Raw genomic sequence first — 25957 nt, forward strand, 5'->3', positions numbered from 1 at the left:
GCGGTGCTAAAATCTTACCGATTTTTCGCCTACAGTTCTATTTTGTGACATTCTCTCAACAACTGCCGCCTATCTTCCAGACTTTGCTCGTGGCAAAATCAATCTGTCTGATGGATGATTGAAGAGTCTATTTACAGCTTCAAAGCAGCTTATACTCCAGCTCATGGTAATTGAGTGGCTTCAGGTAAGAGTCGCCCCCGAACTGCGGGAAAAATACATTCAGAAGGATGGCGAAATCTGGACAGCTTTCCTTACTACCTGTCCGGGTTTTTTGGGTAAAGAAGTCTGGCTCAACCCGAACGAGCCAACAGAGGTCATTTTAGTCATTCGCTGGGCGACGCGGGAACAGTGGAAGTCTGTTCCATCAGAACGCCTGGAAGAAATCGAGCAGCAGTTTGTCCAAGCGATGGGAGAGGCTTTTCCCATCGTTCAGTTAGCAGAATATCAAATCCGAAAGTTTCCCCAAGCTTAAACTGGATCTAGAGGTCTTTTTAGATTGCGACTTGCTGACTGGATAGAAACCTAGAATTACCGTGCTGCTATCCATGCCGAACTGTCCAAAGTGCCATCAACCCGTCAATGCCCAGGTAACGACCTGCCCTTATTGCCGAACCGAGCTAAAAGCCTACGGTCATCCTGGCATTCCCCTACATCGAGCAACGGGGGAGAAATTTCTGTGCGATACCTGTACTTACCACGAAGATGATACCTGTACGTTTTCCAAGCGTCCTTACGCCAAAGAATGTACGATGTATAGCGATCGCTCTCAAGAATCTCACCCGATGACTGCCACTCACTACAGTCTCGGCTGGCGTCACTCGCTTCAACTTTGGTGTCAGCGAAACCAGCCTTTGCTGCTGCTATTCGGTCTCATTGTGGTAAGTTTAGCGATCGCTTTCTATGCAAGCAAATAATCTAGACAACCTTCGCCGTAACCGAACTGGTTCCTGAAGCTTCTTTTGCTTCTTTTAGAGGCAACTCCTCAACGGGTGCTGCTTCTTGAAAAACCGTCAAGTCAAACCAGAAAGTCGTACCCACGCCGACCTCGCTAACCAAGTGAACCCTGGTGTGATGCTTCTCAATAATATTTCTAACAATTGACAAACCCAAACCTGTTCCTTCAAGGGTGTGAACTCGGTTTTCTACTCGGAAAAAACGATCGAAGATTGCCTCTTGGTCTTCTGTATCGATGCCGATTCCCGTATCAGAAATTTCAATCCGCACTAATTTGGGATTGTTCGTTGCAGGAATTTTCCCGCGTTCCTCTGCTCCGGAAGGGAAGACTCCGCCTTGACTCCGCTCATCCCTCGACTCCAGCAAATAGGCGCGAATTGCCACCCGTCCGCCTGTCTCAGTAAACTTCAGTCCATTACCGACCAGATTAGCAAACACCTGGAGCAACAAATCATAGTTGCCCCAGACTGCTGGCAAATTCGGTTCAATCTCTTGGATGAGTTCAATTCCTTTATCGCGGGCGTTTAGCTGGTAAGTCCGCAGCGTTTGCTCCACAGGTTGGGCAATATCTACAGGCTCAAAGTGATAGCGCTTGTGCGACTCAAGCCTAGATAAATCCAAAACGTCATTTACCAGGCGAGTCAGGCGGTCTGTTTCTCGATTCGCAGTGTCTAAAAATTCCCGACGTTCCTCTTCTGTCAAATCTTCGCCGTATTCGTGGAGCGTTTCAATAAACGACTTGATGTTAAAAAGCGGCGTTCTCAATTCGTGGGAAACATTGCTAATAAAATGACTTTTCGCCTCGTTCAGCTCTACCTCACGAGTAATATCCTGTACCGTCATCGCAATTCCCTTGATGGTTTCCCGGTACTGGTCGAGGACGGTCGTTAGGAGAATGCGGACGGTGCGGTTCGCCGGTTGGAATAGCGTCACCCGAAACTCTGCCCCTTCGCATTCGCCAGCAACAATTTGATGCAGGGGTCGCGCTAGCTCCAAGTTTACTGGAGAAGGCAAGCAATGCAGAGCATTAGATCCCACCACATCAACGCCATCCCACCCGAAAATTCGTCGCGCTGTCGGGTTGACTAAGATCACCTGAAAGTTGGTGTCTATCAGCACCGCTCCATCAGCAATCGTAGAAACCAACGTCTCTAGCTTGGCTTTCTCTGCTGTCAGTTCCTCGATATTTTGCTCTTCATAACTCTCCAGCCGTTCTGCCATCTCGTTGAAACTGTAAATCAGTTCGCCCAGTTCTCCTCCGAGTGGCAGGTCAACTCGTTGCTTGAAGTTGCCAGCGGCAATATTTTTAACCCCAACGAGAAGTTCTTTAATTGGCTGAGTAATGGTTAAGGCATTAAAAACAGCCCCCAAAATCACCATCACCCAAATGGAAATAAATACCGCAATCGTGACATCTCGTGTCAGATGGGACGACGCCACCACGGTTGGATTGGCGTTAATCCCAATTGCCAAAACCCCTAAATTTTTGCCATCGTGCGACAGGGGAACAAAGACATCCGTAACTTCCCCATCCGGACTTAGGTGCTGACGCACCATTGGTAAGTCGGAATTATCAGCGTAATCCTCTGGCAATTGAATCCGACGCTGAATTGTCAGCGAGTTTTGTACCTCGGACTCAGAGAAAGGAATTCCAAAATAGATTTTGCCAGTTTCGTCGGCGTAGAGCATATAGCGCACGCTGGAGGTGCTGCTGTAGAAGCGGTGAGAAAAACGTGCCACCTCCGTCAGATTCTTTTCAGCAATCTGAGGCGCGACATTCGCCGCCAACAACAAACCCAGGTCGCGCCCGAAGCGAGTATCATTCAGCCGAGCATCCTGCTGAATTGTATTCACTGCCCAGAAGGTCAGACCGCTCATCACCAAGGAGACGACTAAGGTAGCAGCCGCCATCAGGCGCGTCTGGAGAGTAAACTCAGACCACCAATGGGCAATAACTTCTCGAAGGGTTTTTAATAGAGCCAGCAAGGTAAATTTGCCACTAAAAATGGTAAAAATTAGAGATTTATCAAAAATTGTAGAGGATTCTTCCCAGGGATAGGTGGATTTTTGAACGTTTCTCAATTATATTTATCCACTTCTATTTTCTCAAGTTCCCCCTGGAACTCTCATGTATCTTTGGATGCAGCTTGACTAAGATTTTGAAGAAATTTAAAGATTTACGTGATGTGCAACTTTCCAAAACTCTCTAGCTTAGGCTACAGAGCTTTGGAAACGAGGAGCGATTGGATTGCAGTTGCACATGACGTTAAACGCTAAAGTTTCCCTGCCGTGCGGACGCGATAACCAATATCCCGTCGGTAGTACATCCCCTCAAACTCAATGCAATTAATCGCCGCGTATGCTTGAGCGATCGCTGCATCAAAATCCTCTCCAATGGCGGTGACTCCCAACACCCGACCGCCTTCTGTCACCACTTGTTGCTGCTTCTTCTGAGTGCCTGCATGGAACACATTCGCTCCTGCTGCCTCGGCTTGCTCAATGCCGGTAATGACGTGACCTTTTTTATAGCTTTCGGGATAACCCCCCGCCGCTACAACGACACAGGCGGAAGCGCCTGATTTCCAGGCAATCGGAGGCTGTTGGGCAAGTTTCTGTCCGACGCAGGCAACCAGTAAGTCTTCTAGAGGGGTTTCGAGTAAAGGCAAGATCGCCTGTGTTTCCGGATCGCCAAAGCGACAGTTAAATTCCAAAACTTTCGGATCGCCTTGGGGGGTAATCATTAATCCAGCATAAAGGACACCCCGGTAGTCGATGCCCCTCGCTTTTAAAGCGGCAACAGTCGGCTCCAGAATTTCTTTCTGAACTCGCGCACTCAAAGCAGGTGTCAGGATGGGAGCAGGACAATAGGCTCCCATTCCGCCCGTATTTGCCCCTGTATCGCCCTCACCGATGCGTTTGTGATCCTGAGCAGGTAACAACTGACGAACTGTCAAGCCATCCGACAGCGCCAAAACCGAGACTTCCTGACCCGCTAAGTATTCTTCAATTACTACAGTCTTGACTCGACTGGAGAATAAATCTGCGATCGCAGAGTATGCCTCTTCCACCGTTGCCGCTACCGTAACACCCTTACCCGCTGCCAAACCATCGGCTTTAACAACAATCGGTGCCCCTTGCGCTGCTACATAAGCTTTTGCAGCTTCTGGCTCTGTAAACACCTCTGAGTTGGCGGTTGGGATACCCGCTTCCCGCATCAAATCCTTTGCCCAAGACTTACTCGCCTCAATTTGCGCTCCCGCTTTGGTGGGACCAAATACCTTGAGATTTTGGCGTTGCAAGTAATCTGCGATCCCCAAAGCCAGGGGGGCTTCAGGCCCGACGACCACCAGCGAGATGTTATTCACTTGAGCAAATCGTGCTATTCCCTCAAAATCATCAACACTTAAAGGGAGATTCTGACAACGATCCAGAGAAGCTGTGCCGCCGTTTCCAGGAACACAGACTATCTGCCGAATGCGTTGAGATTGCAGCAGTTTCCATACCAGGGCGTGTTCGCGTGCCCCATTGCCAACAACCAAAACCTTCACGTTCGCCTCGCGCTCCTGTTTTTGTTTTCTTGAATCTTGCTAAATTGCAGGCTTTACGCCAACCCTGACTAAGGGCAGCGCCTCAATCCAGCAGCTTATCCTCAGGGACGATTTCACATCTGAAACCAAGTAAATTTACAGGGCAAATCGTATAAGGCAAGCAAATACTTCATTATGCCACGCAATTACCAAATGTCTAAGTTAGCCAAGAGATACCTGATGGATGGGAGCAAAGCAGGGCTAAATTTAATCATTTTGGGATTGAACGAAAGGAAATTATTGCCATTGTTCCAATTCCGACAGCCAGTGCCGAACCAAAGCGATAAAGCGATCGCGTCGAGTTTCAAAATTAGCAGCAATCGAGATAAAACTGATACCGACTATCAACCCGATCACCCACTTGAAAAAAGAGTAACGGAAAACAAAAATCACTAACTGATAAAAAGCAGTCAGTAAAAAAGTGGCGGTACCAACGTAGAGAAATGCCCGGACTCGGAAAGCCAATCCAGCAAAAATGAATAAAATACTCAAAATTCCCGGTATCAATCCAGTTTCTTGGTGTAGCAAAAATGCCGCTCCACAAATTACCCCAGCACCTACGCAACGAAATAGGTGGCGAGTCTGTTTGCGATTTGGTAGCGTCAACCCAGAATCGACTTGGGCAATATACAGCCAGGATAAGCCAATCGGCATAACGTACCACAAGTAATCGAAAAATTGTAATTCCAAAAACCACCGAAAAAGTGCCCAATTAATCAGTGCTAGGCTGATATAAGTAAAGCGAATTTGATTGGATAATTTGGCAATAAAAATATAAAATGCCGCTGTTATCAGCAAGCTAATCGGGTGAATTTCTACTCTAGTTTCCCAAATCATCACCAGTGGCAGAATATATGCCGCGTGCTGCCAAGGTCTTTTAGGCCATCTCCACTTTTCCCAAGGCAAAATATACAGAAAATAAGCCCAAACACAAGAAATGGGGGCTTTCCAAGGAACTAACGGGCCAGCCCAGAACTGCCCAATGGCTGTATAAAGCCAAAATATTCTGATGACACCTACTTCTAATAAACCTAGGTAAACCCAGACTTCTGCAATGGTAATCCTCCAGCTTTCACTGAATAAGGAAGGTGCTGAATTTTCCTCTGTCTTTAAAGGGACTTGGGAACTTTCCCTGTTTTTTGGGAGGGAAGAAAGGGCAAATCTGCGACCTTGAAAAATCGCGTATCGGATTAAAAACAAGCCAGTTCCTAATCCGAGAATTCGGCTAGCTGCAATGGGATTACCAATCGCCGCGATGAGTAAGCAACTGCTCCAAGCCCAATGAAGATGGGCAATTACTTTCAGTTCTTCAGCAGTAAGGTGTAAGTAATTTAGAAGCCAGGGGAATAGCAGGCGATAGGCATACATGATGCTGGTGCCGAGGGCGGACATGACAATGAATCCATCGCCCAAAGCTCCACCTGATGCTTGTAAAAGTTGATAGAACAAAAGTTCGTAGGCAGAAATGGATACTCCCAGAAGTCCCAAATAGAGGATGGGTTTAAGTTCCTGCCGTCGTCTGCCAACTCCAATCGCAATGAACGCGATCGCAAGCGTACACAATCCCGTCCAACTGGTAAAAGTATCCCGCCGCAGAAGTGCCCCCAACACGCCGTATAGTAGCGGCAGGATATGCCACCTGTTCGGAACACTTTCGATTTGCGATCGCCGCCGCCATGCTTCTCCCAAAAGCTGCGTGCTTAAACCTAAGACGATATTTGCGATCGCTAAATTCATCACCGAGTATTCAAAGAAGCCCAACGTCTCGGCTGTTAACAGTTCTAAACCCCAACCCAGTCCATAAAATGCCCAATGATTCGGCTGTTGCCAACTGCGATAAGCGATCGCCCCAATTATCAACGTAACCGCAAGTAAATATTCCCCATCGGGAGAAGCAACCCCTTGGTAGACAAAAAGTGAATGCAGCGTTAGCATCAACAGCTCAAAACTACACAACGCGATCGCCCAACCCTCAACCGCTTGTGCATAAAGTGCTGCTAACGTCCCATGACCACGCATCAGCCAGGTTCTGGCAAGCCATAAACCCACCACCGCGATCGCTCCCGCTAAAAACCAACCCGGTACCGAAAGGGGCGGCACTCCAGGCACGCCATCCCCCAGCAGCACACCGAGAAAACTCAGGCTAAACCCGACGGTAATGACGGCTGCCGCCAGATGCCGTAAATAGCGCGTATTCACCAACATCAGCCCAGTTGCCATTCCTAAGCTAATGAATCTGCCTCCAGGTAGCACGAATGTGAGAATTTGTGCCATTCCCAAACTGGCGACACTCAACCAACTCGCCAATGTGCGTTGCTTTCCAGCAGTTTGGCTGGCAACTCCAGTTAATGCCAAAGGTGTAATTAGCCAGAAAATTGCCCACTGCTGACGGCTAAAGGCATCACTGTCCCCGAATAAGGAAACATTCGCTAACAGTAATTGATAACTGAGTCCCGCCAGCCCTAAACCGATGTGCCAAGCACTTTGCTTCCACAGAAGTACTGAGGAGGGTAGTAGGACGTGAAGCGTCCATTCGGCAACCATCACCGCCAACAAAATGCTTGCCCAAACTTCTGGGTGCAGATTGGGAAAAAAGCGGTCAATTGTAGAGAATAGCGTCAGCAACCCCACCAAGTGAGTGAAATACACCAGACTGACCCTGGTCGGAAGTCGGCGCTGTGTCACAACTGCCAGTGTCACAGTCGAAAACAACAGATTGAGCGATCGCAATGTGGGATTTAGTAAACTAATTAGACTCAGTACTGTCCCACAAGTGAGTGCCAGTTGTTCGCCAAAAGTGGCTAAATCGGTCTTAGAAGCTCGATGCAGCCAATCGCTGACCCCGACGATAAAAACAACGTAGGGAAATAAAACCAGGCTCAGCAACGCCCAAGGAACCGTTTCCGAACCCGTCAGTTGTGTGCCAGTTGCGATCGCCCATTCTTGCACGGAACCTGGAACTAACCGCCAAACCAGCCAAATCGTCTGTAAGCCAATTCCTAAAAATGCTGCCAGATCAATCTCTAGCCAAAAACGCTGCAATCGGCTGAAAAAAAACCACAAACCCAATCCGCTAACTGCTGTTGCTTGCCAGGGAACCGTTGTTCCTACCGAAACCAGCCAACCGAGGCACAACAAACTACCGCCAACTTTCTCCCACGGCAATGGGAGTGATTCGGTGGATGTTTCGGGTTGCTGTTGCGATAACCACGCCACCAGCCAGCCGCAGATACCAAGGGCTAACCCCAACTGCGTTACAGGTACTTGGACAATAAAAATTGCTCGTACCAGCAGCACCACCAAGGCATAAATCACTACCCCGGCTGGCAACTCAATCCCGATTCCCTTTTTTTCGATAGTCCCCGCAGCCTGTCGGTGACGAACTTGATAGAACGCGAGGAGGGACGTTCCCACCATTGCCAGATAAATGGCGATGACAGGAAATCCTGACAAATTCCAGCCCCAATGCAGGTAACTGAGTCCCAGAAGATTCAATGCTGGCAACGCTTCTAGTAGTTTCAGCCGTCCAGAAGCAGCCAAGCGCCAATTTTTCAATAATTGGAAAGTAATCCCCGTCAGGACAACGGATGCGATCGCAACTACTATCAGATTGACGGGATTCTGCCACAACCCAAAGCTATCCATTGCCCAAAAATTCACGGGCATTAACAGTAGGGTGACAATTTGCAACGTCTGCGCCGTCAATTGCAAACTGGGTTGGCGATTCGCCCAAGCGCTTACCCGCCAAAAAATCAAGGTATACGCTAATAAAACCCCATACTGCCCAGCAGCAGGAAATCTTTCCCATTGAGTGGCGGCTAGCACCCCGGAGGACACCACCACCATGAACACTCCCAAAAACAGCAGCCACCGGACGCTGAGTTCTGCCATCAGCGACTGCCATACCCCTGGGATCGCTTTGGGATGTTGGCGAGAAGCATTCCTACCAGCAGCAGCTGGTAGTAACTGCGAATCAGAAGATATCGTAATTTGAGGCGTTACTTCAGGCGTTGGTTTGGGCGTTACCGCAGCGGGTGGCAACGCACAAACCAAGTATTTTTGACTTAAATCGCTAACCTGAGCCTCAGAAATCAAACCCAAGCGCAGCCAAACATCCAGTCCTTCCAATAACTGAGGCTGCGAATTGCTAATCGTTACTTTAATGTTGATGGAGCGGTCATGTGAAGATGACATCAGCAGCCACCCTAAAGATGAATACTCAAATCATCTTCTTGATTGAAGGATTGGCTGTGGTTATTGTGACACTTTAGGGTATTGAAAGCACGCTTGTCCGGCGGGCACTGTCCACCAGACGCTTACTCTTTATCTTTATCCCCTAGTGCTTCTTTTTGCTGCTGATAGCGCTGTTTAAACAGACGCTGCTGTAGCTGGTGTTCCACAATCGGGGCGGGATAATTACAGCGATCGCGTTCATTCGCCGGTATCTTCCCACTCACGAGATATTCTGTATTGACAGACCTAAGTTCTGGCACCCATTGCCGGATATATTCCCCGTCTGGATCGAATTTCTGCGATTGAGAAGCTGGGTTAAAAATTCGGACTGGCTTGGGGTCCATCCCGCTAGAAGCACTCCACTGCCAGCCGCCATTGTTCGCAGAAAGATCCCAGTCATAAAGCTTTTGCATGAAGTATTTTTCCCCCAAGCGCGGATCGATCAGCAAGTCTTTAGTGAGAAAACTGGCAACAATCATCCGACAGCGGTTGTGCATCCAGGCTGTTTGATTCATCTGGCGCATTGCTGCATCGACAATCGGGTAGCCGGTTCTCCCCTCGCACCAAGCTTGGAAATGTTCTGGATGGTTGTCATAAGGGAAATTTTTGAGCGTTTCCCGGAAGGCACCCTCGGCTAATTCTGGGAACCAATACATCGCGTGTTGATAGAATTCTCGCCATGCTAGTTCTTGTTGCCATGTGCGGATATGGGTGTCTTCTTCATCGCTGCGGCTGTGTTCTAACACCTTTAGCGTGGCATCCCAAACGGTGCGAATGCCGATTACGCCAAATTTCAAAGCGGCGCTGAGTTGAGAGGTGCCGCTAACTGCTGGAAAATTCCGTTGTTCTTTATATTCTGCGATCGCTTGATCGCAAAAAGCTGCCAGTTTTTCTTGCGCCGCCTTCTCTCCTGGCGCACTCACCAGTTTATTTTCCCAAATAAATCCTAAATCCTGAGCCGTAGGCAGTTCACGCGCACCAGCTTGTTGCGCTTTCTCCTGTTCTTCTGGTGAGAGTCCCTCGGCATTGTGGAGTTCTGCTGCGGGTTTAGCCTTGGGTTTACTACTCCAATTTCTCCAGAACGGAGTATAAACCGTGTACGGCTGATTAGAACCTGAGCGAATCTCCTCTGGTGCGTGTAATAGCTGATCCCAGTGATTTTGGACAAAAATACCCTTTTCTTTCAGGACTTCGCTGATAGCGCGATCGCGCTCTTTTGAATAAGGCTCGACATCCCAATTCCAAAATACAGCCTTCGCATTCAGCGCCGCCGCCAAAGCTGGGATGGCTTGAGTCGGATTTTCATGAAGGATCAACAACTGGCTACCAGCCTTCGCGTAGCGTTCTTGGAGTGACTGCAAACTGCCAATCATATAAGTCACTCTGGCTGGTGCCACATCATCCCTGTTCAAAATATTCGGATCTAAGCAGAAAACCCCTACCACCTTTGGACTTTGCTGCCGTGCAGCAGCTAATCCTAAATTGTCCGAAATGCGTAAATCGCGGCGGTGCCAAAACAAAATCAGGTCAGACATTCAATCCTTGCTTTTCAAATAACTTGCTTATGTTTGACAGTTTAAAAGGTGACAACACCATGTGTATCACTCCTGCGAGTGACTGCAAACTAAACGGCTATAACAATCCTCAATGATTCGTGAAGGCGAGATCCGCGACTTCCTTAAAGTCGCGGATCTGAACCGCTGGTATCTTACAAATCAAACAAGATTCCTATATAGCGTTTCTCAGGTGGGTGGAATATATTGCAGTTCTAATGCTCAATAGAGACATAGCAATGCCATGCCCCTACTGATGTATCGCACCTAATTGAGAATTGAAATAATCTTATATCTGGCTATTAAAATATAAAAAATTAGCCAACTTAAACTGGCTAATTTTGTGTAGTCGCAGACTTTAACCTAACGAACTATTGTAAAAAAGGACGAGCTAAGAAAAAACTAGAAATCGATTTAGCATCTACTGGTTCACCCGCCAGAATTGCTTGCTCTAATTCCTGGGGAGTCATCAAAATCGTTTCAATATCTTCGTCAACATCTTGACTGGGAGGTATCTCCAAACGTTCTAAATCTTGCGCTAAAAAAGCGTAAATAAATTCATCTGAATAACCGGGAGCAAGGGAAAACTTACCTAAATTTTGCCATTTGTGAGCGCGATATCCGGTTTCTTCTTCAATTTCGCGCTTAATAGTCTCCTCTGGAGCTTCATTCGGTTCTATCGTTCCAGCCGGGAACTCCAAAAGACGCCCCTGTACAGCAAAACGATACTGCCTCAATAGGATCAACTTCCCTTCTGAGGTTACAGGAACAGCAAGCGCACCACCAGGATGCCGAATGCATTCCCAGTCTCCCTCTACTTGGTTCGGGAGGCGCAGACGGCTGACTTCAAAATTAAATTTACGCCCCTGGTAGAACAAGCGTTGTTTGAGGACTTCAGGGGGTTCTTGACCCAGTGCCATAGGAAACTACAAACGACGGACTTCTGAACAGTCTACAGCCTGAACGAGTTGCGCGATCGCACATCCGGAAACTGGATCGATCCAATCTGGCGCAATTTCCGCTAAAGGCACCAGCACGAACGCTCTTTCTCTCATCCGAGGGTGAGGCAACTGGAGAGGCGGAATCTCCCCACCCTGAGTGTCCAAAATCACATCATCAAAGAGCAATAAATCAAGGTCAAGTGTTCTCGCCCCCCAGCGCCCTTGACGGACGCGACCAAAGCGATCTTCAATTGCCAACAGCGTCTCTAACAATTGCTGAGGCTTCATCTGAACGTGCAGCAGGGCACAACCATTCAAATAATCTGGTTGAGGTGGCCCTACAGCCTTCGTTTGATACCAACTAGACTGGGCTTGCAGAGTAATTCCAGGAGTTCGGTTCAGCGTTTCTAGAGCAGCCTCTAGAGTGGCGCGGGAGTCGCCGAGGTTGCTACCAAGAGCAACTGCGCTTCGCCCACCCTTTGCTAACGCAGTTTTTGCGTATGTCATGATTCCAGCCTGACCCCTTCAGGTGCGGCTATAAAGAAACTTAGCCTGCCTACACAGGCTAAACAAATTCAGTCGAATCGAAGATTAGGACGCTTAGGTGTTTGAAGCTCCTCTGCCCAAAACTTGCTGTTTTAAGGTCTGGAAGTCTTGAGATAGTTCTTTGCGGCTTTCAGCAGTAAGTAAGTAACGATAAACGAACCAAGCCGTATATCCGATGCCAATCAGCTGTAGGGTTGGCGCTATCAACGGCAAGCTATGAATCGCTGTTAGCAAAGCCACTGTTATTCTTAATGTGACTAACACTGCTAAGAGTAGTCCAAGGGTAATGAGCGATCGCTGGTAGGAGGAAAAAAAGTTGCCCGCATAACTTGGCATCTTTTCTAAAAACCTAGCGATTTGTGCCCACACCTGCTGTACTTGCCCAGTATAGGCTTGAGTAGACGACACTTGTAACTCCGAAGGTGTTCCTTCTACGTTTTGTACATTGACTTCTACTGAAGGATTTTCAGATTCAAGCCTACTTTCAGAAGAGGGAGTTTCAGGATTCATATCAATTTTTGGGAATGACAACAACTTGATGTCTTGGTTGGTTATGGGAGTGTTTCTTCTAGTTCTGCTTTTTCTAATCAAAAAGTGAAGAACAGACTCTGCTACCAAGTTATTATCTATTGGGGTGATAAAAATCAAGCATCCTGAGGTACAAGTAGCAAAACTACCAAGCTGGAACACCGAACGCTCGATTTTCTCCTTTAAAAATTGACAAGCTTTCCCGCAACCGGCTGTAGCATTGGTTCAGCACTTTATAGAAAGCTCTGTGAAACTCACTCAGTCCACTATCGATCTCACTCAAGCAGCAGCTAGTGAAATAAAGCGTTTGCAATCCAAGCGTCAAAACGCCAACGCTCTATTATTTCGTCTAGCAGTTCAATCAGGTGGTTGTTCTGGCATTTCCTATACTTTCAGCTTTGATGAATCTGTGAAGCCGGACGATAGACTGTATGAATGCAATGGCATTAGAGTATTGGTTGATGCTCAAAGCCTAGCCTACCTCAATGGCCTCACCTTAGATTACTCAGAGGATCTCATGGGTGGCGGGTTTCGCTTCCACAACCCAAACGCTAAAGAAAGTTGTGGTTGCGGTAATTCTTTCTCTATTAATGAGCCGCTTGCCGACTCTGCCACCCCAGAAGCTTAATTTCCAGCTCCTTTAAATTGACAGAACCCCTGACAGATGATACACTCAGAATTTGTCTGCATTTGGAACTAGCAAGGATTCAGTAACCCCAGTAACTCATGCCCACAATCCAGCAGCTCATTCGTAACGAGCGCCTAAGTACACAGAAGAAAACTAAGTCACCAGCCCTAAAAAGCTGCCCGCAACGTCGTGGTGTCTGCACCAGAGTATATACAACGACGCCTAAAAAGCCAAACTCAGCCCTGCGGAAAGTGGCAAGAGTCCGTTTGACTTCAGGTTTTGAAGTAACGGCATATATTCCTGGTATCGGTCACAATTTGCAAGAACACTCGGTTGTGATGATTCGGGGGGGACGGGTTAAGGACTTGCCCGGAGTCCGTTACCATATTATTCGCGGAACCTTAGATACCGCTGGGGTTAAGGATCGCCGTCAGGGTCGTTCTAAGTACGGTACAAAACGTCCCAAGGCAAAGTAAGCGGAGTGCCTATCTGCATTGGTACAGTCACAATTGATGGCTTCCGTTTTGCAGAAAAGACAAAACGCTCATACGGCTCGAAAGCTCCCGAATCTCGTGCCAATTGCACAGGAAATGTGTGAAGATATCCGCTTACGAGCGGATGCCGATGAACCCCCGGTATAGGTGGTAGAGTTGGATTGAGGATGTTTTTACTGGATTCCGTGCGGGAAGACGCATCAGAGATGTTGTAAACACGTAGATAAGCACCCGTTAAAGCGAGTGTATGCGAATCCAGTAGGATGTATCTAAATCCGTAGAAGGTTGCTTCAGTTCCTCAAACCAAAAAATTGGGAAATTAATGCGCCAGGGAGACAACCGTTGCTGGCATTTAGGGAAAACCTCAATGTCCTCAATGTAGGTAGGGAAGAGTTTCACAGTCGGGCGAAATCTCTACCTTAGTAGAAGGCGGCTCTCTAGAACCCGCAAAGACTTGTTGAAAAAAATCCCATCTCAGGCACGAACATTGGGAGGGATCGTAAAAATTCTGTATTTTATTCATTGAAGGCTTAGTATGTCTCGTCGTACCGTTGTTAAAAAGCGTCCTGTTCCCCCTGATTCGATGTATAACAGCCGTCTTGTCAGTATGATGGTGCGGCGGATTATGCATAGTGGCAAGAAATCTATTGCGACTGGGATTATCTATGATGCGCTAAAAACCATCGAAGAACGGATTGGAGCAGATCCCCTAGAGACTTTTGAGAAAGCAGTTCGGAATGCGACCCCTTTGGTGGAAGTCAAGGCTCGTCGAGTGGGTGGTGCAACCTACCAGGTGCCAATGGAAGTCCGCCCTGACCGTGGAACTGCGCTAGCGCTGCGTTGGCTAATTCAGTTTGCTCGTTCTCGCCCAGGCCGCACAATGGCTGGGAAGCTCGCAAATGAGCTGCTTGATGCCGCTAATGAGACAGGGAATGCGATTCGCAAACGCGAAGAAACTCACCGAATGGCTGAAGCGAATAAGGCGTTTGCCCACTATCGATACTAAGCACTACTACAGACGCGAGATCGGTTATTGCGACTGTTTTGCTCGCGTCTGTACGAGCTGAAAATCTTAAATAAAGTATACAATTTTAAACGAGATAGAACGCATAGCACATTACTAGCTATGCGGCACAGAGGAAGGAGGTAGCTGTGGCACGTACCGTCCCGCTAGAGAGAACACGCAACATCGGAATTGCTGCCCATATTGATGCGGGCAAGACAACAACAACAGAAAGGATTCTGTTCTATTCCGGTATCGTTCATAAAATTGGCGAAGTCCACGAAGGCACAGCAACGACTGACTGGATGGAGCAAGAGCGGGAAAGAGGTATTACCATTACCGCCGCTGCGATTAGCACGAGCTGGCGAAATCACCAAATCAACATCATTGATACCCCTGGTCACGTAGACTTCACGATTGAAGTAGAACGTTCAATGCGGGTGTTAGATGGCGTGATTGCTGTGTTCTGCTCGGTGGGAGGCGTGCAGCCTCAATCTGAGACTGTATGGCGACAGGCAGATCGGTATAAGGTGCCTCGGATCGCTTTTATCAACAAAATGGATCGGACTGGAGCGAACTTTTACAAAGTTTATAACCAGATACGCGATCGCATGCGGGCAAATGCTGTCCCCATTCAAATTCCTATTGGTGCTGAAAGCAACTTTGAGGGAATTGTAGACCTAGTTCGGATGCGAGCCTACCTCTACAAAGACGATCAGGGCAAAGAAATTGAGGAAATAGACATTCCTGCAAACCTTCAGGAGGTAGCCCAAGAGTACCGCACTAAGCTCATCGAATCTGTAGCAGAAACCGATGATGCCCTGACGGAAAAATATTTGGAAGGCGAAGAACTGACCGAACCAGAGATTCAAAAGGCGTTGCGTAAAGGCACAATTGCTGGCACAATTGTCCCGCTGTTGTGTGGTTCTGCCTTTAAAAATAAGGGTGTCCAGCTGCTGTTGGATGCCGTGGTAGATTATCTACCCGCTCCTATTGACGTTCCTCCAATTCAAGGACTATTGCCAGATGGCACTGAGGTAGTAAGGCACGCTAGCGATGACGAACCAGCGGCTGCTTTAGCTTTCAAGATTATGGCAGACCCCTATGGACGCTTGACATTCATTCGGGTATATTCTGGCGTGATCAAAAAAGGCAGTTACATCCTCAACTCAACCAAGGATAAAAAGGAACGCATCTCCCGCTTGATCGTTCTCAAAGCTGACGAACGAATCGAAGTAGATGAAATGCGGGCTGGTGACTTAGGTGCAGCTTTAGGTCTGAAAGAAACCTATACGGGCGATACCATCTGTGACGAAAACTCACCAGTGATTCTGGAGTCTCTGTTTATACCAGAACCTGTAATATCCGTAGCAGTGGAACCCAAAACTAAGCAGGATATGGAGAAGCTCTCCAAGGCTCTGCAATCGCTCTCAGAAGAAGACCCGACGTTCCGAGTTCATATTGACCCAGAAACCAACCAGACAGTAATTGCGGGGATGGGCGAACTGCACCTAGAGATTCTCGTAGATCGGATGATGCGAGAATTCAAAGTAGAAGCCAACGTTGGTGCGCCGCAAGTTGCCTACCGCGAAACCATTCGCAAGGCTGTCAAAGCTGAAGGGAAATTTATCCGTCAGAGCGGTGGCAAAGGTCAGTACGGTCACGTTGTGATTCAAGTAGAGCCTGGAGAGCCGGGGACTGGTTTCGAGTTTGTCTCCAAAATTGTTGGGGGTATAGTACCTAAAGAGTACATCAACCCAGCAGAGCAAGGGATGAAAGAAGCCTGCGAATCGGGTATTGTAGCTGGATATCCGGTGATTGACCTCAAGGCAACGATGGTGGATGGCTCTTACCACGAGGTGGATTCCTCAGAAATGGCTTTCAAAATCGCAGGCTCAATGGCGATTAAAGAAGCTGTAATGAAGGCTTCACCAGTGCTATTGGAGCCTATGATGAAAGTTGAGGTGGAAGCTCCAGAAAACTTCCTTGGGGATGTGATGGGAAACCTCAACTCCCGTCGCGGTCAGATTGAAGGCATGAACTCGGAACAAGGCATTACAAGAGTAACAGCCAAAGTTCCGCTTGCAGAGATGTTTGGCTATGCGACGGATATCCGGTCGATGACTCAAGGGCGGGGTATCTTCTCAATGGAGTTTAGCCATTACGAAGAAGTTCCTCGCAACGTGGCTGAAACCATCATCGCCAAGAGCAAAGGGAACACATAAATCGGTCTGTAGTCTTTGGTCAGTTGTCAGTAGAAAAGCCAACTGACAACTGACAACTGACAACTGGCAAAGGAAAAAGGAAAAAGGAACAGGTAATACATGGCACGCGCAAAGTTTGAACGCACTAAACCCCACGTCAATATCGGCACGATTGGTCACGTTGACCACGGTAAAACGACCTTAACCGCTGCCATTACGATGACTCTGGCAGCAATGGGTCGGGCGAAAGCAAAGGGTTATGCCGACATTGATGCAGCGCCGGAGGAAAAGGCTCGCGGTATTACCATCAATACCGCCCACGTTGAGTATGAAACCGAATCTCGCCACTATGCCCACGTGGACTGCCCAGGTCACGCGGACTATGTGAAGAACATGATCACGGGTGCAGCTCAAATGGATGGTGCCATTCTGGTGGTGTCGGCGGCAGATGGCCCCATGCCTCAGACGCGGGAACACATCCTCCTGGCTAAGCAAGTTGGCGTTCCCCGGCTAGTTGTCTTCTTGAACAAGCAAGACATGGTGGACGATGAAGAATTGTTGGAACTGGTAGAACTGGAAGTCCGGGAACTGCTAAGTTCTTATGAATTCGACGGTGACAATATTCCCATCGTCGCCGGCTCGGCGCTACAAGCGTTGGAAGCGATGGCTGCCAATCCCAAGACCCCACGGGGTGAGAATGAGTGGGTAGATAAAATCTACAAGTTGATGGATGAGGTCGATGCTTACATTCCTACTCCAGAGCGGGATATTGATAAGCCCTTCCTGATGGCTGTGGAAGACGTATTCTCCATCTCAGGGCGCGGTACCGTTGCGACTGGTCGGATTGAGCGGGGCAAAGTCAAAGTTGGGGAAACTGTTGAGCTGGTGGGAATTCGAGACACTCGCAGCACAACAGTAACTGGCGTGGAAATGTTCCAGAAGACCTTGGATGAAGGGATGGCTGGCGATAACGTCGGCGTTCTACTTCGGGGTTTGAAGAAGGAAGATATTGAGCGAGGTATGGTGCTAGCCAAGCCTGGTACAATTACTCCTCACACTCAGTTTGAGTCTGAAGTGTACATCCTTCAGGAAAAAGAAGGCGGTCGGAAAACACCGTTTTTTGCTGGCTATCGTCCTCAGTTCTACGTGCGGACAACCGACGTAACTGGAACCATCAAAGCTTTCACCTCGGATGATGGCTCTAACGCCGAGATGGTGATGCCAGGAGACCGGATCAAAATGACCGTTGAGTTGATCAACGCGATCGCAATTGAGCAAGGGATGCGCTTCGCGATTCGTGAAGGCGGTCGCACCATTGGTGCTGGCGTCGTCTCCAAGATCCTAAAGTAGGATTTTGACCAACAAATAAGGAGCAGAGAAGCATATGCTTTTCTGCTCCTTATCTGTGTCCTTGAAATCAGATGCTAAACTCCAAGAGCTGTACGTGTACGGCAAAAAACCGCCGTCCTAGTAACAACTAAAACCTAACAAATAACCACTAATTAGAACCTGGACAACTGAAAATGGCAACTATCCAGCAGCAAAAAATTCGCATTCGCTTGAAGGCTTTTGACCGGCGTTTGCTTGACACCTCTTGCGAAAAGATTGTCGATACGGCAAACCGGACACAGGCAACAGCTATTGGCCCCATTCCCTTACCAACCCGGAAGAAAATTTACTGTCTTTTGCGCTCTCCTCACGTTGATAAGGATTCGCGGGAACATTTTGAAACTCGGACTCACCGCCGCATCATTGACATTTATCAGCCTACCTCCAAGACAATTGACGCTTTGATGAAACTGGATTTGCCAGCAGGCGTTGATATTGAAGTCAAACTTTAAATACACGCTCTTGTGAGTCTGCATTTGACGAAGCCCTTTAGAGATACCTCTAAAGGGCTTCGTCGTTGGGATTCTAGGAAAGAGATCGGTTAAAGTAAGTAAAGAATCGCACGTACAGCAAGTATAGGGACAATGGCATCCTCTTCCTCAATCGCAGTTCGAGAACTCCCCCTGTTTCCACTGCCCGAAGTGGTGCTATTTCCAGGGAGACCTTTACCGCTACATATTTTTGAATTTCGCTACCGAATCATGATGAACACGATTCTGGAGAGCGATCGCCGTTTTGGGGTTTTGATGTGGGACCCAGTTCAAAGTAAACCAGCTGCCGTGGGATGCTGCGCTGAAATTATCCACTTCCAGCGTCTTCCCGATGACCGAATGAAAATCTTGACCTTGGGACAGCAGCGGTTTAGGGTCTTAGAGTACGTCCGCGAAAAGCCTTATCGCGTCGGTTTGGTGGAATGGATTGAAGACCATCCACCAGAAAAAGACCTCAGAACCTTAGCCTCTGAGGTTGAACAACTGCTCAGAGATGTGGTACGGCTCTCATCCAAGTTGACCGACCAAGACATGGAGCTACCAGAAGACTTGCCCACCCTCCCCAGAGAATTATCCTACTGGGTTGCCAGCAATCTTTACGGGGTGGCATCTGAACAGCAAGCCCTTCTGGAAATGCAAGATACGACAACCCGCCTAGAGCGAGAAGCCGAAATTCTCACTTCTACTCGCAATCATCTCGCGGCTCGTACCGTCCTCAAAGATGCGCTCCAGTAAGTTTCATTAGTTGTTAGTCATTAGTCTTCAAGGATTAGTTCAGTGCAAAAACCTTAACTAATCACTGATTCAGAACTAATGACTAAGGACTAAACACGAGCATCTGCTCGCAAGTCATACCAGCCATACCAGTGACGAACTGCAAGCCATACAGCGCCCAAGAGAGCGGCTACGCTGAGAGTGAGTCCCGTGTAAGGAACGACGAGTCCTAAGACTGGCACAACCGCACCAGCAATCGTGCAAATGACGGCGGCAAGAGACGCACGGCGGTTTGACCCCAATCCCCACGCTAAGGCTAGCAAGACGATAGAGATGAGAGTCCAAGCCAGCTTGACATCAATCAGGCGGCTAAGATAAGTCAAAGTTAGCAGACAAGCGAAGAAAATACCGCCAGCGATCGCTACATTTCTGAGGCTCATGGGTAGCGACATATAAAGCAATAATATCCACCACAAGAATACGGCTGGTGCGAGTAACAGCAACCGGGGAAGGATACCTGTGTTGCGAATTGGGCCAGTCGAAGTAAAGACACCAAATGGATTTTGGACTGAAACGTTGTCGTCAAATACCCAGGTGAATCGAGTGCCTTGTCCCTCAACCTTACTTTCTGTGGGGATAATCCCACTAGCAAAATCCGCTCCAGGGAAGTTCGCCAGCGCGGTGAGGCGGAAATTGGAGAGTAATTGCCCGGTGGCACTATAAACCCAGCGCGGCCCGCCTTGAGCTTTATAGCTGACTTTAAAACTAGCTACTTGTCCAGGTTCGAGACGGAATGGAAAACCATAGTCACCGGGATTTGCTTGCTGGAGGCGAGTCCCGTCCCGCTCTACCTTATAGCTTTGCAGCAGTGAGTAACCGGCAGGCGGCGGGACTTCAAAGAAAAAATTGCTAACATCGGTCAGCGGGTTGGTAACTTTATAATCGGCACTGTAGTCAACGCGATAAATTGCGCGACGATCTTGGGCATCTGTGCTTTGGTCAATTTTTACCTGAACTTGCGATTCGCTCAGAGTTAGCAAACGGCTAACTTCTCGCGTATCGTTGACTTTGACGATTTTACCCTCAACTTGAGTGGTATAAGTGTAAGGCTCTTTGAGGACATAGCGCACTTGGGGTGCAGGTTGCTCTAGCCTGTCACCGGCAACACTGGCAGCTACCTGAGCGACCCGTGCTTGTTCCCAGTGGTGGTACCGATTGCCTAAAGTTGAGCTAAGAAAAAATCCTCCTACCATGAGAATTAAAACCAAGGCAGCGTGGGGTAGACTTCGCAGTAATCGGGAGTAGCGAACAACCCACTCACCCATGAAAATCGCTTGTTCTGGTTGATCTCGACGGAGAGAGAAATTTAGCAGCGCGATCGCAATTCCCAACGCACCAACTAGAAACACAATGATGAGGAAGGTACTCAGTACCTGCCCCCCAAATTTCATTAGCTCAGCCGGATGCGTTAAATCGGGCAATCCGGGAATGCCTTGAGCAGATTGAAACATAAAAGTTTGGGATTTTGTAGAGACGCTCGATATAGCGTCTGGTTTGAGTTTTAAAGACTACAGTCCCAAGACTAGAGTTTCCCTACCGGCAGAATTGAATAGCTACCAAAGATTTTGAGCGTTTCGGTATAAGTGGATAATTCTTCTAACGCGGATTGAACCGATGCCTCTGTAGTGTTCGCTTCCAAGTCAATAAAGAACAGATAGTCGCCAAGACTCCGCTTCGTCGGGCGAGATTCAATTCGACTCAAGTTAATGTCACGACTGGCAAACACTTGAAGCAGTTTGGCGAGTGCCCCAGGTACATTGGCAGGAACGCTGAACGCCAAAGAAGTACAATTGCCTCCAGTAGCGGGTTGTAAACTCAGCACCCAGAACCGCGTGTAGTTGTCAACATAATCATTAATCGGGCAAACCAGAATCGGTAGATTGTAGAGTTGAGCAGCTCTAGAGGAAGCGATCGCTCCCGCTGTTTTGTCCTCATCCAGATACTGTAGCGCCTCTGTCGTCGCATTTGTTGGCACCAGCTGCACCTGCGGCAGAAACCGCTCCAGCCACCCCTGGCACTGAGCCAAAGCCTGTGGGTGAGAATAAACGGTCTGAATTGCCTCTAAATTCGGCGCTCGTGACATCAGAGCATGAGAAATTGGCAGTACCAAAGCTTGTTGAATTTGCAGCGTATCTAACTGCCACAGGGTATCCAACGTTGTCGTAACACTGCCCTCAACCGAATTTTCTACCGGCACCACAGCTAGATCCACTTGTCCCTGTGCTGCGGCTCGGAGTGTCTGAGCAATGCTGGGATAGGGACATAACAACGCTTCCTTTCCCATCTGGGTTAGCCAGCTAACATAAGCCAAAGCAGCGGCTTCTGCGTAAGTGCCAGGAGGTCCTAAGTGTGCAACGGATACGACCATTAAAGCTAGCCCTTTATTTTTCCGTGATAGTCATTCTGACACCTTTTTTACCTTTCTCAGAAAGTCGGTGCTAACGAGGCTGTCCCTCGCAAGGGATAGAGTGGAGCTACTTTATGCCCTATCCCAGTGTCTATTTCTTATGCCTCCGAAAGAGGAGATCTGCTTCATAAATTTTTATAATTACAAAATGCTTTAGTTGATGCCTTCTTTACTAGGACGGGTTTTAGCTCCAGAAAAAATTCTGTCCGCTTTTTTAAGAACTGTAAAGTAAAATTAATTTAATTTAGCGTACAGAATTACATTCTGTTACCATCCTCTCATGCAAACTCAATTTGTTGCCTCCCAATCTGTTCAAATTGCTGTTCCGGAACAACCTGTTCCCATTCAGCATTATTTGCGCCAGCCCCAACGTCTTGTGGAGGCTCTAGTCGATCCGACTCGAATTGAACAACTCAGTGACGAGCTTTTTCGTTTGAAAATGCGTCCCTTAAGCTTTATGACCCTGAGCATTCAACCAATTGTGGATTTAAGAGTATGGGCAGAGTCGGATGGAACAGTTCATTTAACATCTACAAATTGCGAACTGCGTGGTGTTGAATATATCAACCAACGCTTTGCTCTCAATTTAATTGGTAAGCTTTCTCCGTGCGAATTGAATGGAACAACTCATCTCAAAGGAAAAGCAGATTTAGAGGTCAAAGTAGAGCTGCCGCCGCCTTTTTTGTTTACCCCTAAGCCGTTTTTAGAAGCGACTGGAAATGCTCTACTCAAAAGTGTACTGTTAACTATCAAACAACGATTGATGCATCAGTTACTTTTAGACTATCGTCGGTGGGCAAACGCTACTAATTCTCAGTCCTCTGCAATTAGCAATCAGCCTTCCGAAAGTTTTGAGTTTTGAAATTATTAGAGCGGTTTTGCTCGTTTTATCTGTTGTCTCAGCAATATGTTTGGATAAACCCGCTTGTACTCAATTGCTCAGGAGTAGGGCATCAGTAAATTGTTTTTATTGATTACCCACCCGACAGGGACTAAAAGACATTCGATGCAAGCGCGAAGGACCGTATTGTTGCAGAGCTAAGAGATGCGGAGCAGTACCGTAACCTTTATTAGCTGCTAAATGATAGGCAGGATACTGGGTGGCGAAACGCATGATTAAGTCGTCGCGCCACACTTTGGCAACAATGCTGGCCGCAGCAATGACCAGCGATCGCTCATCACCCTTCACAAGATTCTGTTGCGGTACCGCCAAGTCTGGCAGCGACCACTTCCCATCAACCAGACACATCTGCGGCTGCACCTTTAGCTTAGTGACAGCCCGCTTCATCGCCAATAACGACGCCTGCAAGATGTTGATCTGGTCAATTTCCTGATTGTTGGCATAGCCGATTTTCCAGTCAAGCGCGATCGCTTGAATGTGTTCTGCCAGTTTGCTGCGCCGATAGCTAGACAGCTGTTTGCTGTCTCTAACCCCAGCGGCTGCAAGTTCCTCAAAAGCAGACTTGGGTAGAATTACAGCCGCCGCCACCACCGGCCCAAATAAGGCTCCGCGCCCCACTTCATCCACACCGGCAACCAGTTCCCAATCGCCAGCTAACTCTGGCAGATCCGCTAGGTTGAAATTCGGTTTACGGATTCGCTTTACGACGGCGGGGGCATTTTGCACTTCCGGCGACACGATCTTTGACTCCTTGAGAATTTAGCTTCTGACGAATGAAGGATGAATCATAACAGTATGGAACTGAATTTTTAGGTAAATACCTACAGTCTTTCTCGTTTCATCCTTCATCCGGCGCATTAGCGCCGCTTCGCTAACATCCTTCAGCCTTCAGAAGCCTCCGTTGCAGAAGACCGACGACGACGCCGCCGGTTTATCACGGGGCTACTTTCGGCTTCATTAGAGGATGCAGAAGAAGCACTCTCCACAGTGTCTTCTTCCCTAGGGGCTTCTGGTTCGGACATCACCACAGGCATCACCAACTGAGTTGGTGGTTCCTCGTCCGTTGTCTCATCTCCCCCATCTCTCATCTCATCTTCCTCGTAGGCGGAGGATATATAAGAGAATTTCTCGTCAAGCGCGGACTCTACGCCAGGAATATCCCTATCTATGATGTTATCTATGACGCTGACAGCTTCCCTGCTTGGTTCTACAGACGGTGCATGTGCAGTTTGGGCAGACTCTCCGGGTAAGGTGACAGAAACAATCGCTGATTTAGGATTTTTGACCTGCCGATTCAGGAGTACCAACGGAGAAATTCCCATTAAAGCATAGATATCTTGTTGCTCTGGGGTCATTTCAATCGAAACAATCTCCGGCGGTTCAACTTCCTGCCTGGAAGGTTTAGGTCGCTCCGGTCTTGACGCCCGACGACCTTCTTCCACAGCGGGTAAAACGGGCAATGGCGCTGCTGTAAATACCTCGGTATCTCTCGATACTTCTGGTTCTGCCACCGGACTCTGTCTGAAATGATTCACTAGTGGCGGAGAAGTCGAGACTCGAACGGGATTTTTAGTGATTTCCTCTCTTGCAGGAGGTTCGCCAATACGGCGGCGACGACGACGGCGATTATTGTTATTGACTCCTCCCCGTTCCTGATAACTGGGATGATGCATCAAATCCATTGCGTCATCATCATCATCATCATCAACAGCTAAATCTAGGGCTTCGCTGCGACTTTCACGGATGTCTGGGAGGGGCATTTCCCGGACGCCAAGTTCGTTTCGTTCGTTTCGTTCGTTTCGATAAGGTGCCGTCCGGACTTCCCTTACAGGCACTGGCACAGAATGCTCGGAAATTTCCCCGCCATTTCGGGCAGGCTCACCGGGAAGGCGAACTTGATGCCCCAAGCCGCCGCAGGTCGGGCACGCCTGACTAAACAATTCGTAAATATTTTGACCTTGGCGCTTGCGGGTCAGTTCTACTAAGCCGAGTTCTGAGAGTTGAGCAATCTGCGGTCTTGCTTTATCTACTTTCAGTGCTTTGTTAAAGTGTTCCAGCACTTGCAGCTGGTCTCGCCGCTGATCCATGTCAATAAAGTCAACAATAATCACACCGGCGATATTCCGAAGCCGCAGTTGGCGGGCAATTTCCGTTGCTGCCTCGCTGTTTGTCCAAAGAACTGTTTCGCGGGCTGTTGCGGAGCGGGTAAAGGAACCGGAGTTAACATCGATGACCGTCAATGCTTCCGTCGGTTGAATGATAATGTAGCCACCAGAAGGAAGATCAACTCTGGGCTTGAGGGCTTCTCGAATCGCGGCATTGACGCGGAAGTATTCTAAAATCGGGAGACGCTCGCGGTGATGGTCGATCAAAACCCCTTCAGGCGATCGCCCTCCGCTCCAGCTAAGTAAGTATTGCTTAACTCGTTTGACTCCCGTGTGGGAATCTACCACAATGCGATTGACTTCCGCACTGTACATATCTCGCAGGACGCGCTGAATGAAATCATCGTCTCGATTCAACAGCGCTGGTGCCCTGGTGGAGTTTACCTCTTGCTGAATTGCCTCCCACTGTTTTTGCAGAGACTCTAAATCTTCAATGATGGCTTCTTCCGAGCGTCCTTCTGCTTCTGTCCGCACGATCAGCCCCATACCTGCGGGTTTAATCAGAACCGCTAACGCTCTTAGGCGGTTGCGTTCGCTCTCACTCTTGATTTGCCGAGACAGACTTACACCCCGTCCGAAGGGCATCAACACTACATAGCGTCCGGGTAAGCTGACGTTTCCGGTAAGCCGGGGGCCTTTGTTGCCCGTCGGCTCTTTCATCACTTGTACCAAGACTTTCTGCTGGGGTGTCAGCAGTTCTGTAATCGCACCCGCAGAGCGTTTTAGCCGCAACGGACCCAAGTCAGTAACATGAATAAAGCCATTGCGCTCTGTATCTCCAATGTTTACAAAGGCGGCATCTATCCCAGGTAAGACATTTTCAACAACGCCCAGATAAATGTCTCCAACTTGATGGTTGCCAGTCGCAACGACGAGTTCTTGAATTTGATCTTCCCAAAATACGGCAGCGATTCGATGCTGCTCTGCGATGATAATTTGCTTTGGCATTCAATTTCCTCAAAATTTGCAGCAAGCTGATAGCACAACAGACAGGCGGAAGTTGCTCACTGGCAGAAGGCGGAATGGAATGTATTCATTTATCCTTCCGTACCCTTCGAGGTACAACGAAGAGCGGCTCTTCGAGAAGACCTTCGGTCTACGCCCCACATCCTTCATCCTTTCGAGGTGACTCTCACTTTTGCTCAAAAAAAATAACAGT

General features: G+C 48.3%; 22 protein-coding genes. 11 read left to right on the top strand and 11 right to left on the bottom strand.

Annotation, left to right across the window (positions count from 1 at the left end):
• The first annotated feature begins 163 nt into the window (after positions 1-163).
• Both NDA06_RS01550 and NDA06_RS01555 read left to right on the top strand, forming a co-directional pair.
• Entirely contained in the window at positions 164-472 is a 309-nt protein-coding gene (locus NDA06_RS01550) for a TIGR03792 family protein (protein WP_190415429.1), read from the top strand.
• Positions 473-545: 73 nt separating this feature from the next.
• Positions 546-914: a zinc ribbon domain-containing protein gene (locus NDA06_RS01555; RefSeq protein WP_190984621.1), complete on the top strand. Its 369-nt coding sequence runs from the start codon at positions 546-548 to the stop codon at positions 912-914.
• Position 915: 1 nt separating this feature from the next.
• On the opposite strand, the gene nblS is transcribed toward NDA06_RS01555, so the two are convergent.
• From nblS to NDA06_RS01590, 7 genes are all read right to left on the bottom strand, one after another.
• Positions 916-2940: a two-component system sensor histidine kinase NblS gene (gene nblS, locus NDA06_RS01560; protein WP_190415723.1), complete on the bottom strand. Its 2025-nt coding sequence runs from the start codon at positions 2938-2940 to the stop codon at positions 916-918.
• A gap of 287 nt (positions 2941-3227) precedes the next feature.
• Positions 3228-4502: a phosphoribosylamine--glycine ligase gene (gene purD, locus NDA06_RS01565; protein ID WP_190690270.1), complete on the bottom strand. Its 1275-nt coding sequence runs from the start codon at positions 4500-4502 to the stop codon at positions 3228-3230.
• Between the two features lie 276 nt (positions 4503-4778).
• On the bottom strand, positions 4779-8735 hold the full coding sequence (locus NDA06_RS01570) for a DUF2157 domain-containing protein (RefSeq protein ID WP_190984622.1): 3957 nt from the start codon (positions 8733-8735) through the stop codon (positions 4779-4781).
• Between the two features lie 122 nt (positions 8736-8857).
• Positions 8858-10309: a deoxyribodipyrimidine photo-lyase gene (locus NDA06_RS01575; RefSeq protein WP_190984623.1), complete on the bottom strand. Its 1452-nt coding sequence runs from the start codon at positions 10307-10309 to the stop codon at positions 8858-8860.
• Positions 10310-10698: 389 nt separating this feature from the next.
• Positions 10699-11247, bottom strand: a complete 549-nt coding sequence (locus tag NDA06_RS01580; protein ID WP_190441028.1) for an NUDIX hydrolase — start codon at positions 11245-11247, stop codon at positions 10699-10701.
• 6 nt (positions 11248-11253) lie between these two features.
• Positions 11254-11775: a 2-amino-4-hydroxy-6-hydroxymethyldihydropteridine diphosphokinase gene (folK, locus tag NDA06_RS01585; protein ID WP_190536986.1), complete on the bottom strand. Its 522-nt coding sequence runs from the start codon at positions 11773-11775 to the stop codon at positions 11254-11256.
• A gap of 93 nt (positions 11776-11868) precedes the next feature.
• Positions 11869-12324 (bottom strand): CAAD domain-containing protein, encoded by a 456-nt coding sequence (locus tag NDA06_RS01590; RefSeq protein WP_190536987.1) that lies wholly within the window; start codon positions 12322-12324, stop codon positions 11869-11871.
• 265 nt (positions 12325-12589) lie between these two features.
• On the opposite strand from NDA06_RS01590, the gene NDA06_RS01595 reads away from it, so the two are divergent.
• From NDA06_RS01595 to NDA06_RS01630, 8 genes are all read left to right on the top strand, one after another.
• Positions 12590-12970, top strand: a complete 381-nt coding sequence (locus NDA06_RS01595; protein WP_347276989.1) for an iron-sulfur cluster assembly accessory protein — start codon at positions 12590-12592, stop codon at positions 12968-12970.
• 98 nt (positions 12971-13068) lie between these two features.
• Positions 13069-13446 carry a 30S ribosomal protein S12 gene (gene rpsL, locus NDA06_RS01600; protein WP_190415413.1) on the top strand — a complete coding sequence of 126 codons (378 nt, stop codon included), beginning with the start codon at positions 13069-13071 and terminating at the stop codon, positions 13444-13446.
• Positions 13447-13482: 36 nt separating this feature from the next.
• A complete protein-coding gene (locus NDA06_RS01605; protein ID WP_277878243.1) occupies positions 13483-13611 on the top strand; it encodes a hypothetical protein in 129 nt (42 codons plus the stop codon).
• A 388-nt stretch (positions 13612-13999) separates the two neighbouring features.
• On the top strand, positions 14000-14470 hold the full coding sequence (rpsG, locus tag NDA06_RS01610) for a 30S ribosomal protein S7 (protein WP_190415409.1): 471 nt from the start codon (positions 14000-14002) through the stop codon (positions 14468-14470).
• Positions 14471-14616: 146 nt separating this feature from the next.
• A complete protein-coding gene (gene fusA, locus NDA06_RS01615) occupies positions 14617-16692 on the top strand; it encodes an elongation factor G (RefSeq protein ID WP_190441036.1) in 2076 nt (691 codons plus the stop codon).
• Between the two features lie 99 nt (positions 16693-16791).
• Entirely contained in the window at positions 16792-18021 is a 1230-nt protein-coding gene (gene tuf, locus NDA06_RS01620) for an elongation factor Tu (RefSeq protein ID WP_190415405.1), read from the top strand.
• Between the two features lie 173 nt (positions 18022-18194).
• A complete protein-coding gene (rpsJ, locus tag NDA06_RS01625) occupies positions 18195-18512 on the top strand; it encodes a 30S ribosomal protein S10 (RefSeq protein ID WP_190415403.1) in 318 nt (105 codons plus the stop codon).
• A gap of 132 nt (positions 18513-18644) precedes the next feature.
• The gene (locus NDA06_RS01630) at positions 18645-19286 is read left to right on the top strand and encodes an LON peptidase substrate-binding domain-containing protein (RefSeq protein ID WP_190415401.1); all 642 of its coding nucleotides are present in this window, start codon (positions 18645-18647) and stop codon (positions 19284-19286) included.
• A gap of 89 nt (positions 19287-19375) precedes the next feature.
• On the opposite strand, the gene NDA06_RS01635 is transcribed toward NDA06_RS01630, so the two are convergent.
• Complete coding sequence (locus NDA06_RS01635) at positions 19376-20776, bottom strand: hypothetical protein (protein WP_190984624.1); 1401 nt, start codon at positions 20774-20776, stop codon at positions 19376-19378.
• A 71-nt stretch (positions 20777-20847) separates the two neighbouring features.
• Positions 20848-21693: a prephenate dehydratase gene (gene pheA, locus NDA06_RS01640; RefSeq protein ID WP_190441043.1), complete on the bottom strand. Its 846-nt coding sequence runs from the start codon at positions 21691-21693 to the stop codon at positions 20848-20850.
• A gap of 319 nt (positions 21694-22012) precedes the next feature.
• Between pheA and NDA06_RS01645 the strand changes: the two genes are divergently transcribed.
• Entirely contained in the window at positions 22013-22594 is a 582-nt protein-coding gene (locus tag NDA06_RS01645; protein ID WP_190984625.1) for a DUF1997 domain-containing protein, read from the top strand.
• 105 nt (positions 22595-22699) lie between these two features.
• On the opposite strand, the gene NDA06_RS01650 is transcribed toward NDA06_RS01645, so the two are convergent.
• Positions 22700-23299: a ribonuclease HII gene (locus NDA06_RS01650; RefSeq protein WP_199299825.1), complete on the bottom strand. Its 600-nt coding sequence runs from the start codon at positions 23297-23299 to the stop codon at positions 22700-22702.
• A gap of 215 nt (positions 23300-23514) precedes the next feature.
• Positions 23515-25746, bottom strand: coding sequence for an Rne/Rng family ribonuclease (locus tag NDA06_RS01655; protein ID WP_190415393.1), 2232 nt, complete (start codon positions 25744-25746; stop codon positions 23515-23517).
• Positions 25747-25957 lie beyond the last annotated feature (211 nt).

Source organism: Trichocoleus sp. ST-U1 (assembly GCF_039961835.1).
In the GTDB taxonomy this organism is placed as follows: domain Bacteria; phylum Cyanobacteriota; class Cyanobacteriia; order Cyanobacteriales; family FACHB-T130; genus FACHB-T130.

Coding starts and splice junctions, on each gene's coding strand:
- tuf (WP_190415405.1), top strand. CDS start 16,792: ATGGCACGCGCAAAGTTTGAACGCACTAAACCCCACGTCAATATCGGC.
- folK (WP_190536986.1), bottom strand. CDS start 11,775: ATGACATACGCAAAAACTGCGTTAGCAAAGGGTGGGCGAAGCGCAGTT.
- NDA06_RS01570 (WP_190984622.1), bottom strand. CDS start 8,735: ATGTCATCTTCACATGACCGCTCCATCAACATTAAAGTAACGATTAGC.
- NDA06_RS01575 (WP_190984623.1), bottom strand. CDS start 10,309: ATGTCTGACCTGATTTTGTTTTGGCACCGCCGCGATTTACGCATTTCG.
- NDA06_RS01550 (WP_190415429.1), top strand. CDS start 164: ATGGTAATTGAGTGGCTTCAGGTAAGAGTCGCCCCCGAACTGCGGGAA.
- NDA06_RS01590 (WP_190536987.1), bottom strand. CDS start 12,324: ATGAATCCTGAAACTCCCTCTTCTGAAAGTAGGCTTGAATCTGAAAAT.
- pheA (WP_190441043.1), bottom strand. CDS start 21,693: ATGGTCGTATCCGTTGCACACTTAGGACCTCCTGGCACTTACGCAGAA.
- NDA06_RS01645 (WP_190984625.1), top strand. CDS start 22,013: ATGCAAACTCAATTTGTTGCCTCCCAATCTGTTCAAATTGCTGTTCCG.
- NDA06_RS01635 (WP_190984624.1), bottom strand. CDS start 20,776: ATGTTTCAATCTGCTCAAGGCATTCCCGGATTGCCCGATTTAACGCAT.
- NDA06_RS01555 (WP_190984621.1), top strand. CDS start 546: ATGCCGAACTGTCCAAAGTGCCATCAACCCGTCAATGCCCAGGTAACG.
- NDA06_RS01605 (WP_277878243.1), top strand. CDS start 13,483: ATGGCTTCCGTTTTGCAGAAAAGACAAAACGCTCATACGGCTCGAAAG.
- rpsL (WP_190415413.1), top strand. CDS start 13,069: ATGCCCACAATCCAGCAGCTCATTCGTAACGAGCGCCTAAGTACACAG.
- rpsJ (WP_190415403.1), top strand. CDS start 18,195: ATGGCAACTATCCAGCAGCAAAAAATTCGCATTCGCTTGAAGGCTTTT.
- rpsG (WP_190415409.1), top strand. CDS start 14,000: ATGTCTCGTCGTACCGTTGTTAAAAAGCGTCCTGTTCCCCCTGATTCG.
- NDA06_RS01655 (WP_190415393.1), bottom strand. CDS start 25,746: ATGCCAAAGCAAATTATCATCGCAGAGCAGCATCGAATCGCTGCCGTA.
- NDA06_RS01630 (WP_190415401.1), top strand. CDS start 18,645: ATGGCATCCTCTTCCTCAATCGCAGTTCGAGAACTCCCCCTGTTTCCA.
- NDA06_RS01580 (WP_190441028.1), bottom strand. CDS start 11,247: ATGGCACTGGGTCAAGAACCCCCTGAAGTCCTCAAACAACGCTTGTTC.